Source organism: Streptomyces coryli (assembly GCF_011044975.1).
Classification (GTDB): Bacteria; Actinomycetota; Actinomycetes; order Streptomycetales; family Streptomycetaceae; genus Streptomyces; species Streptomyces coryli.
In genome coordinates this window covers 1-9,921 of the sequence record NZ_JAAKZV010000271.1, presented here as the reverse complement: position 1 = coordinate 9,921, position 9,921 = coordinate 1, and the positions used below count along the sequence as shown (strand labels likewise).

The 9,921-nt window shown below is 65.8% G+C and carries 9 protein-coding genes; 5 read left to right on the top strand and 4 right to left on the bottom strand.

Annotated features, from left to right (window positions below; genetic code table 11):
• Nucleotides 1-144 precede the first annotated feature (144 nt).
• From G5C51_RS35740 to G5C51_RS35725, 4 genes are all read left to right on the top strand, one after another.
• Nucleotides 145-1,086, top strand: coding sequence for an aldo/keto reductase (locus G5C51_RS35740; protein ID WP_165243957.1), 942 nt, complete (start codon nt 145-147; stop codon nt 1,084-1,086).
• Nucleotides 1,087-1,150: 64 nt separating this feature from the next.
• A complete protein-coding gene (locus tag G5C51_RS35735) occupies nt 1,151-1,567 on the top strand; it encodes a TIGR03668 family PPOX class F420-dependent oxidoreductase (RefSeq protein ID WP_165243955.1) in 417 nt (138 codons plus the stop codon).
• A gap of 55 nt (nt 1,568-1,622) precedes the next feature.
• Nucleotides 1,623-2,393, top strand: coding sequence for a GntR family transcriptional regulator (locus tag G5C51_RS35730; RefSeq protein ID WP_165243953.1), 771 nt, complete (start codon nt 1,623-1,625; stop codon nt 2,391-2,393).
• Nucleotides 2,394-2,558: 165 nt separating this feature from the next.
• Nucleotides 2,559-2,753, top strand: a complete 195-nt coding sequence (locus G5C51_RS35725; RefSeq protein WP_165243951.1) for a hypothetical protein — start codon at nt 2,559-2,561, stop codon at nt 2,751-2,753.
• Between the two features lie 60 nt (nt 2,754-2,813).
• Here the strand turns inward: G5C51_RS35725 and G5C51_RS35720 are convergent, their stop codons facing one another.
• Nucleotides 2,814-3,878 carry an SRA domain-containing endonuclease gene (locus G5C51_RS35720; protein WP_165243949.1) on the bottom strand — a complete coding sequence of 355 codons (1,065 nt, stop codon included), beginning with the start codon at nt 3,876-3,878 and terminating at the stop codon, nt 2,814-2,816.
• Nucleotides 3,879-3,942: 64 nt separating this feature from the next.
• On the opposite strand from G5C51_RS35720, the gene G5C51_RS35715 reads away from it, so the two are divergent.
• Complete coding sequence (locus tag G5C51_RS35715) at nt 3,943-4,482, top strand: hypothetical protein (RefSeq protein ID WP_165243947.1); 540 nt, start codon at nt 3,943-3,945, stop codon at nt 4,480-4,482.
• A gap of 8 nt (nt 4,483-4,490) precedes the next feature.
• On the opposite strand, the gene G5C51_RS35710 is transcribed toward G5C51_RS35715, so the two are convergent.
• Genes G5C51_RS35710 through trmB form a run of 3 tightly spaced genes read right to left on the bottom strand, consistent with a single transcriptional unit; the run spans nt 4,491 to nt 9,756 of the window.
• Nucleotides 4,491-7,628, bottom strand: coding sequence for a DUF3427 domain-containing protein (locus tag G5C51_RS35710; protein ID WP_165243945.1), 3,138 nt, complete (start codon nt 7,626-7,628; stop codon nt 4,491-4,493).
• Nucleotides 7,629-7,684: 56 nt separating this feature from the next.
• Entirely contained in the window at nt 7,685-8,956 is a 1,272-nt protein-coding gene (locus tag G5C51_RS35705; protein ID WP_338118422.1) for a PrsW family intramembrane metalloprotease, read from the bottom strand.
• Between the two features lie 59 nt (nt 8,957-9,015).
• Nucleotides 9,016-9,756 carry a tRNA (guanosine(46)-N7)-methyltransferase TrmB gene (trmB, locus tag G5C51_RS35700; RefSeq protein WP_165243943.1) on the bottom strand — a complete coding sequence of 247 codons (741 nt, stop codon included), beginning with the start codon at nt 9,754-9,756 and terminating at the stop codon, nt 9,016-9,018.
• Nucleotides 9,757-9,921 lie beyond the last annotated feature (165 nt).

Below are 9,921 nucleotides of genomic sequence, written 5' to 3'. Positions count from 1 at the left end.
GCCCCAACTCCCTCCCGTAGCCAGCCATCCCACCGGCACCGGCCCTCAAGCAAGCCGGCGACGCTGCCGCCACCATCCGCTACCAACCCACCCGCCGCTCCAAGCCAACAGAAGCCACCAAGCCCCGGGTGTTGAATAGAGACCATGACCACCCCCCACAAGCAGATCGCCAGCCTCTCCGTACACCCCCTCTGCCTGGGCGGCAACGTCTTCGGCTGGACAGCCGACGAGGAGGACTCCTTCGCCGTCCTGGACGCCTACGCCGCAGCCGGCGGCAACTTCATCGACACCGCCGACGCCTACTCCGCCTGGGTCCCAGGCAACTCCGGCGGCGAGTCGGAGGAAGTGATCGGCAAGTGGCTCACCACCCGCGGCAACCGCGACGCAATGATCATCGCCACCAAGGTCGGCGCCCACCCCGCCCACAAGGGCCTAGCCGCCTCGACCATCAAGTCGGCAGCCGAAGACTCCCTCCGCCGCCTCAACACGGACTACATCGACCTCTATTACACCCACTTCGACGACGAATCAGTCGAGGTAGAAGAGATCATGACGGCCCTGGACGACCTGGTGAAGGCCGGCAAGGTCCGCGAACTGGGCGCCTCGAACATCTCGGCACCCCGCCTGGAGGCCTCCCTCCGCGCAAGCGAGCAGAACACCCTCGCCCGCTACGTAGCCCTCCAGCCGCACTACAACTTGGTCTCCCGGGACACATACGAGGGCGATCTGCAGTCAGTGGCCGCGGACTGGAATCTGTCAGCAGTCCCGTACTACGCCCTGGCCTCGGGCTTCCTGACGGGCAAGTACCGCGAGGGCGCCGCGGTCGAAAGTGCCCGCGCCGGCAAGGCCGCAACCCACCTGAACACGGACCGCGGCCGCCGCGTCCTGGCAGCGCTAGACGAGGTGGCAGCCGCCCATGCCGTCCCCCAGACGACAGTGGCTCTCTCCTGGCTTGCCGCCCAACCCACGGTCGTCGCGCCCATCGCTTCAGCCCGCACCCTGGAACAACTTCCGGCCCTGCTAGGGGCAGCGGCCCTGACGCTGACGAATACCGAATTGACTCTGCTGGGAGATGCCTCGGCCTGAGATGGCCGAGGCCGCCAGCAGGCACTGCTGCGTCTGAAGCGGCAATGTGGGTACCTTCGAACGCATGAAGCTAGGCCCCGACGCCGCGCGGCAGAGGTTTCAGTCGTCACCGGTCGCGCGATTGGCCACGGTCAGCGCCGAAGGTGAACCCCACCTCGTTCCCTTCACCTTCGTCGTCGATGGGGATGTCGTGTACTTCGCTGTCGATCACAAGCCGAAGAGCTCGATGAACCTGCGCCGCCTCCGCAACATCCACGAGAACGACCATGTGGCAGCCCTCGTGGACCACTACGACGAGGACTGGTCGCAGCTCTGGTGGGCCCGCGCTGACGGGCGTGCTGAAGTGATCGATAGCGACGAGCGGCGCTCCCGCCCTGTGGAGCTGCTGCAGAACAAGTATCGACAGTATCGAGATCACCCGCCGGAGGGACCCGTCGTAGCTATCGAGGTCACGGCCTGGTCGGGGTGGTCCTTCAGGTGACCGTGTCTGCGTCCGTGCCGTAGCCTCGCTTGTATATCCAAGTAGAGGTGACTCGATGACTGAGATGACGCCCCCGACCTTTCAGAGGATCGCGAACGACCTTCGTGCTCAGATCCTGGCGGGCGACATCGCTCCAGGAGAGCGCATCGCCTCGGAGAACAAGCTCGCTGAGCAGTACCGGACCACCCGTCCCACCGTGCGCAAGGGGATCGCGCTTCTGAAGGCGGAAGGGCTGGTGGTCAGCACTCAAGGCGCCCGCGCGATCGTGCGTCCGCGGCCGCGCGTGCAGATGCTCTCCACCGGCGCGAACTTCCGCGACCGACTCCAGTCTGGCAAGGCCAACTTCAACACCGAAATCGAGACGCAGGGTGCCAGTCCGGAGCAGCGAATCTTGGGGGTCGCGGAGGTGCCGGCGCCGTCAGAGGTGGCCGAACGTCTTGGTATCCCTTCCGGCGATGCTGTCCTGGTTCGCCGCCGCCTGTTCCTCGTAGACGGCGAGCCGATGCAGCGGTGTGATGGCTACTACCCCGCTGACCTGTTCCACGGCACTGCGATGGAGAGCGCTCGTCGGATCCCCGGTGGCATCGCTGCGCTTGTCGAAGCCGCCGATGGGCCGATCGGCGAACGCCTGGCTCGGTTCATCGAGGACCTCGACGTACGGATGCCTACTCCGGGTGAGGCCGACGAGTTGAGCATCCCGCCAGGGGTGCCCTTGGCCCGCGTCATGCGCACGGCATACGTGGCCTCCGGCAGAGCCGTTGAGGTGCTGGACTCTCGGGTGCCGTGCGATCGGCACGTCTTTCGGTACGTCATCGACGTGCCGTGATCAGTCAGAGGGCCTACCGACGCGCTTCCCCACGCTCGGTCACTTGTATAACCAAGCTCATACGCGTACGGTGGCCTCAACTTGGCTATACAAGTTGGGTGTTGGGCGCAAGTCACCTGCACCCGGCACGCCATCCGACGGGAAGTTGGCGCCATGCTCAGGCAGATGGAGGAAACCGAAGCGCTGGCATCGATCGGCTGCCAAGCGGCCGACATGCTGGCTGAAGCGTTACGCGACGCCGGTATCGTCGTCGGCACTCGAGTGACCACCGGCCCCGTGTGCGAGGACGGCTCCCCTACGGTCGTTCTCGTGGCAGATGTGGCCGCCCGCTTGGCGAACTGGATCGGCGAGCGCAGATGACCGTGTGCACCGCGCCCAATCTCACGCGCCGCGTCGAAGTCGACACCTTGGCGGAGTTGCCTATCCTGCTCCTTGAATGGCGGGGCAGTCGGCGCAGGGCAGGGGGCGGCCGCCGCGGGAGCGTCTGACTCGTGTACCGCTCCGCAGTTCCGTGAAAGTGCCGTCTGACTCTTGGCAGATGAGGCCGATTTGGTAATCGGCGAGCAGTTCCTGAGTGGCAGCGCTGGGGGCTCCTGGGGAGAGGATCATCAGGCGGAGCGGCGCATCTTCGCCGGGGAGTGTCACCTGCTGGCTGATGTCGAGCAGCCGGCCCATGGCGTCTCTGAGAGCGGCGCGCGACGGGCTCTCTGAGGGCTCGCAGAGCGAGCCATCGCCGGCGTCAAAGACGCCGGAGACGAGCACCTGTGCGTCATATTCCACTAACTGATGCAGTCGCCCGACATTCCCACCCTGGCCGTGACGGTATGCCTCGAAGTCGTCGTTGAGCGCCGCCCGTCGGCGAGCTGCGACTGCGGCGAGGCTCATGTCGCGCTCTCTCAGCTCGCGAACCTCAGCCGGCTCTACGGGGCGGCCACCGGGTGAGTAGGGGATGAAGCTGGTGCTTGGTTCGCTTGGTGGTGGGATTACGTCTGAGCTGAACCGGCAGTACGCGTCGATGGGGCGCAGGCGGAATACGATGACGCTTCGCAGTTGCTGTCTATCGTCGACTGCCTGGCGGCCACGGTATGGCTCGATCTCGTCTAGCTTGAATGGGCCGACGTAGCGGTGTGTCTTGGTAGCCGTGCCCGGTACGCGTCCCACCGCAGTGAAGAGGTAGAGGGTGCGGTCGTCTATAACGTGCCTCAGAATCGCGGAATTTCCCTTGCCATGCAACCCGCCAAAGGACTGGTGTCCGCGGGATCCGGCTCCCGTGTACTCGAAGATCGGCCCCAACGCGTCTTCTTCGGTTAGCCAGCCGTCGCGATAGCCGTACCGATCTCCGGAGCTCTTGTCCGAGAAGAGTGAGATGGCCCGTTTCGGTACCGACGGGCAGATACCCCCCTGCTTGCTTCCGCCTAAGTCTGCGCGGATGTCGTCGCGGGTAAGGATGTCGCCTGGCTGAAAGGCGAGAGTCCGCATGCTCATGCAAGGTAGGTTAGTGGGTCCTTGGGGAGGATGGCTCGGGAGTTCGCAAAGTAGGGGGTAGAGAATGGATCAGGGGCTGGCGGCTGCGTTTGCGGGGGCCGTGGGAGTGGTTGGGTCCATTGGCGGCGGGTTCCTCGGTGGCTGGCTCGGCGGCAAGAAGACCGTAGAAGCGGCTCGCCTGCAGGTGATGGCGCAGGCCGAGCTGAGCCAGAAGCAGTGGCTTCAGGAGAAGCGGCAGGAGAACTACGTCGCTATGCAGCGCGCCCACGCCGATGTGAAGGAGCTGCTGATGAAGCTCGGTGGGGATGTTAGGAAGCGTCGAGGCTTCACTGATGCCGAGTATGAAGAGCTCACCGGCAGAGTGCTCACGTTTAATTCGGCCCTTTGGGGGCTAAGGCTCCTGGGGCCTAAGCATGTAGCCGTCGCAGGGCTGGAATTGGCGCAGAAGACTCAGGCGGCAGTGAGGTCACTGAAGATGCTTCGGGATGGGGAGGTGAGCTGGGAATCCTGGGATCGCCTCAGGGTTAAGGTTGTGGATGGTGAGAGTCACTTTACCGAACTGGCCGGCGATGTGATCCGTGACCAGGGCGCGAACCTCCGGTAGCAAGCTAGCTAGCTTGCTTGAGCCGCAATCGAGGAATAGGTCAAGACGTCGGCCGGCAACTGGTACTGAAGGCGCCAGGTAATTCCCATTGGTCGGCTGCCCTTATGCTCGACGTAGGTGGCAGGCCCTAGAAAGAGCCAGGGATGGGGTCCCCCGATGTCGTTGTATTTGTAGCGTCGGACGAACACCAGAATGTGCGTGTTCCGCTTAACGTGAGTCTGATACCGGATGCCTGTTGCGGAATCCTCGGAAGTCCGGCCCTGTGACTCCCAGTGGAGGAGGTAGTCGCTCAGCGCGTAGTCCCGGTAACGGGTCTCGGGGGAGAAGTCCTTCTCGTCCTTCTCCAGCGTGACGAACAAGGCGTCTGCCTGGATCTCCTCGCACCACCGAACCCCCTCGCGGAAGGTATTCGGCTTCATCCCCCCGATGTAGGCCTGCCCGAGTGCTGCGAGAGTCTCCTCGCGGTTGTACGAGGCATGGACGGTCAGTGGCAGTTGTCCCAGTTCGCCGCCGAGGGAGACAGGCATGTGATCCGTGTGCTGGAGTCCGTAATTGAGTATCTGCTGAAGTTCGCTGCGGACTGCCGTGTGGGGCTGCAGAGTGTCCAGACCCGATTGGTACTCGGGGAATCCGGATCCTGGCCAGAGCGTGTAGTAGAGCATCCGCGCGTAGGCCTGGTCGCGGGGGGAGAGCTGCGCATACGGGGCCGGCTCGTCACCAAGTAGCCGAGAGTAGGCGTCGATACGTTCCGGGTCGGCAACGTGGAGGAACGCAGACGCACGCTTCAGGAGCTCGGCTTCGCCGTCAAGCGGTGGCTCCTTCAGCAGTCCGGCCCGTCGGAGGATCCCGGTCCAGGAATGGCCGTTGCGGTAGATCTCCTTGAGCTCACGGCCGCTCTCGCGCAGGTAGTCGGCGATGCGGGCTTCCCCGTACTCGGCGACCTCCCTGGCGAGCTGTGGGGCCTTCACCTCGACCTGGTTCTTGATGTTCTCGTAGACGATCTCCTTGGCCTTCGGCTCCAGGATGATCTGACAGCCTGACGGCAGCTGAGGAAAGTCCTGGTCGACGGCATCCTGCAGGCGCCGGCGAGTGAGGTTGGTGAGCGCGCGGAACTGGTTCTCGAACCGGAACTCCTTACGGTGCATGCCGATCAGGTCCAGCACTGTCAGCACCGGCTTGTTTGGGGTCCGGCGCAGGCCGCGGCCAAGCTGCTGCAGGAAGACCGTGGCACTGGCGGTCGGCCGCAGTAGGAGCAGGGTGTCCACGTCGGGGATGTCGACGCCTTCGTTGAACAGATCGACCGAGAACAGGATCTGGAGCTCCCCGGTGCGCAATGCCTCGAGGGCTGCTTCGCGCTCCGGACGGGCGGTGTTCCCTGAGACGGCCTGTGCCGCGAGACCGGCGCGGACAAAGTAGTCGGCCATGAACTCTGCGTGCTTCACAGAGACGCAGAAGCCGAGGGCACGCATGCTTCCGGGATCGGCGACCTTATCCATCACCGCGCGCACGATGAGCCGCGCCCGGGCGTCGTTACCGGTCACAAGGTCACTCATCGCCGCGTCGTCATAGCGCCCCCGGCTCCACGTGACCGAGCTGAAGTCGGTGCTGTCGGTGATGCCGAAGTAGTGGAACGGGCTGAGCAGTTCGTTCTCCAGCGCCTCCCACAGGCGCATCTCCGCAGCGATGTGGCCGTCGAAGAACTCGTCCTGGACGTTCAGCCCATCCATGCGCTCGGGCGTGGCCGTGAGGCCGAGCAGCTCCTTGGGGGCGAAATGGTCGATGATGCGGCGGTAGGTGGGGGAGACCCCATGGTGGAACTCGTCGATGACAATGACGTCGAAGTGATCTGGGGGCAGCTGCTCCAGGGCTCGCAGGTTGAGCGACTGAACGCTGGCGAAGACGTGGTCCCAGTGACGAGGGTTCTCACCGGCGAAGTAGAGCTCACCGAAGTTGGCATCCACTAGGACTTCTTGGTACGTGCGGAGCGACTGCTGCAAGATCTCCTTGCGGTGAGCGACGAAGAGCAGGCGCGGCTTGCCCCCGAGCTTCTCGCGCAGCTGCTTATAGTCGAGCGCAGCCATGACCGTCTTGCCGGTGCCGGTAGCCGCGACGAGCAGATTCTGGTGTCGGTCATGGACCGTCCGCTCGATCTCCAGGCGCTCCAGCATGTCGCGCTGGTGTGGATACGGCCGTACCTCGAGCCCGGACAGAGTGATGCGTCGATGTCCGGAGGGGGACATGCTGCCGCCCGCCTCGCGCAGCGCGTCGTCGAGTCGGCCAGCGTGCTCGTCTGGCCGGTACTCCTCGAAGGCGTCGTCGCTCCAGTACGAGTCGAAGGTGGCCTCAAACTTCTCCAGGACTCTCGGGGTCGCTACAGATGACAGGCGGACATTCCATTCCAGGCCATCCAGCAGGGCACTCCGCGAGAGGTTCGAGCTGCCGACGTAGGCCGTATCGAACCCGCTGTTGCGGCGGAACAGCCAAGCCTTGGCGTGGAGGCGGGTGGAGCGAACCTCGTAACTGATCTTTACGGTGGCGTTGAAATCCTGGACGAGTCGGTCCAGGGCGCGTCGCTCCGTAGCCCCCATATACGTTGTCGTGATGACGCGGAGGGGGACGTCTCGATCACGCGCGGCCTCGAGAGCCTGCTCAAGCACGCGAAGGCCGTGCCATTTCACGAAGGCGCAGAGGAGGTCGATGCGGTCGGCCGTCGCGAGTTCCGCGCGGAGCTCGAAACCGAGGTTGGGGTCATCGGGGGCGTTGGTGATCAGCGCTGTCTCGGACAGTGGCGTGGCCGGGCGGATCGCGTAGACCCCAGGTGCCTCCTGCTCTGCGAGCGCGAGTAGTTGGCGAGGCCCATCGGCGAGCGGTGTCACCCACTCTGCTGCACCTTCGAGCGTTTCCATCGAGGCCAGGACGTGGTTAGCCGCCTTCACCTGGTCGTCGACCGGCAGGGAGCGCAGAACCTGGAGGACCGATTCGCCGATATGACGCGCCAGGACGTGCGGCGCTGATTCTTTACCGACCGACTCGGCTACGGCATGCCAGCCCGCTGCCTGCAGTTGCTCAATCCGCTCATGCAGGCGGGCGGTGATGAGTTTCTCGTAGATCCCCGTCACCGGTCGGACGTCGTCGGACGAAGGCACGGTCCCCCCTAGTTGTGGCCTGCAACATGTCTATCACCGTGCGCAGACAAGGGCCTTTATCGTGCCGGACCGAAGTCCTCGGCGGTTGATGGGGCGAACGCCGCGTCGTTCCAGTCGTGAGTGTCGGCGTCGCACAGCGACAGCGCCTCCAGCAACGCCGGCTGCGCCTCCGGGCTGAGCGTCCACATGCTCTCCAGCAGTTCCCGCTCCCGCGCCTCATGATCCCGCCGCGGCGCCCCCTGCTCAGCTCGCGCCCGCAGGAAAGCCAGCGTCGTCGCATACGACTCGTACTCGCGCACCGCCCGCGCGCCCCCCGGCCCGTGGTCGCGGGTGGCCAGGGCGCGGGCCTTGCGGCGGGTGCGCATCGATGCGAGGGCCTCAGGTTCCTCCGCCGTGAGCCAGCCCTCCGGGACGTACGCCGGCAGGTGGTCCCGTACCACCCTCAACTCGTGCTGCCGCACCCGCACACCCAAGGCCACCGCCCCCGCGAACAGCGGGAACATCACCAACGCGTACACCAGGAAGAAGCCCAACCCACTCATCGAAGCCGCGCTGTTCCACACCCCGTGCAGGATCATCGCCAACACCAAGCCCGCCAGCGGGAACACCACCCGGCGCACCTTGCAATGACGCGGGGCCGACGCCGCCAGCCCCACCCCGATGCCCGTCAGGATCGTGAACAGCGGATGCGCGAAGGGGGACATGACCCCCCGCACGAAGAAGGTCGCCGCCGTCGACGAGAACAACCCCGACAACCCCAGCGACTGATCCGAGTCGAAGGCCGTGCCCAAGTACAGGATGTTTTCCGTGAAGGCGAAGCCCGTCGCCGTGATGCCGGCTATCACCACGCCGTCCGCCAGGCTGCCGTATGTCCGGCGGCGGTAGAGGAAGAGGAGGCAGATCGCGCCTGCCTTCGCCGATTCCTCGACTATCGGGGCTACGAAAGCCGCGCCCCACAGGTCGGCGTTCTGGGCTGAATCGGGTGGGAGGCCCGTCTCCAGCCATCTCGCAGCGAAGCGGTTCGCCAGCATCGCCACCGTGGTCGCCGCGCAGGCGCCCCACGCGAAGGCGAAGGCCAGGTTGGGCCAGGGTTTTGGTTCTACGCGGTCCAGCCAGCGGAAGGCCGCCAGCAGGATCGGGACCGGGAGTACGGCCAGGGAGATGCCGACCAGGAGGCCGTGGGTGCCGGTCTCGGAGCGGAGCATCGCCAGCATGGCGAGGGCGGAGACGGCGAAGGTGGATATGAGAGCCCAGCGGCGCACGCCGTCCCGGCGCCAGAAGCGGACTTCCGGCGGAGGCGGCTGCGGTGCGTCGCTGTGTGGCTGCACCCGTAGACCTTAGCCATCGCATACCTCCGTACGCGATGGTGCATTGGACTTCATTGGACTTAAATGCGGCGGAAGAGAAGATCGTTCACAACATGGCCCTTGCGCACACCCTGCCCCTCGAAGCGCGTTCGCGGGCGGAAGGACGGGCGCGGGGCGTAGCCGCCGTCCGCGGACGTGTTCTCGAAGTGCGGGCTCGCCGACAGGACGTCCAGCATGTGTTCCGCGTACGGCTCCCAGTCCGTCGCGCAGTGCAGCACCGCTCCCGGTGCCATCCGGGACGCCGCCAGCTCCAGGAACTCCGGCTGGATGATGCGGCGCTTGTGGTGGCGCGCCTTCGGCCACGGGTCCGGGAAGAAGACGCGCAGGCCCGCCAGCGACCCCGGCGCGAGCATGTCCCGCAGCAGGATGATCGCGTCGCCGTTCGCGACGTGGACGTTCGTCAGCGCGCGCTCTTCGATCTGACGGAGCAGGTTGCCCTGGCCGGGGGTGTGGACGTCGACGGCGAGGATGCCGGTGCGCGGGTCCGCGGCGGCCATCTCAGCCGTCGCCTCGCCCATGCCGAAGCCGATCTCCAGGACCACGGGGAGATCGTCGAAGAGCGCCTTCAGGTCGAGCGTGCTCCGGCCGTCCACCTCGATGCCCCACTTCGGCCACAGGCGCTCCAGCGCCGCGCCCTGAGCAGCCGTGACGCGGCTGCGGCGGGGGGTGAACGTGCGGATGCGGCGCTCGGCGCCGCCGCTGCCTGCTGAGGGGTCGGGAGCCGGGCCCGTGGGGTATTTGCGATTCTCGTTCTCGGACACAGTGGTGCGATTCTACGGCGGCGCCGGAGCGCCCGCGCCCGCCCCTCACCCCGCCCTGAGCACCTCCAGCACCCGCCGCGCCACCTCCCTCCCGATCGGCAGCGACGCCGTCGCCGCCGGCGACGGCGCGTTCAGCACATGGATCGTGCGCGGCGGGTGCTGGAG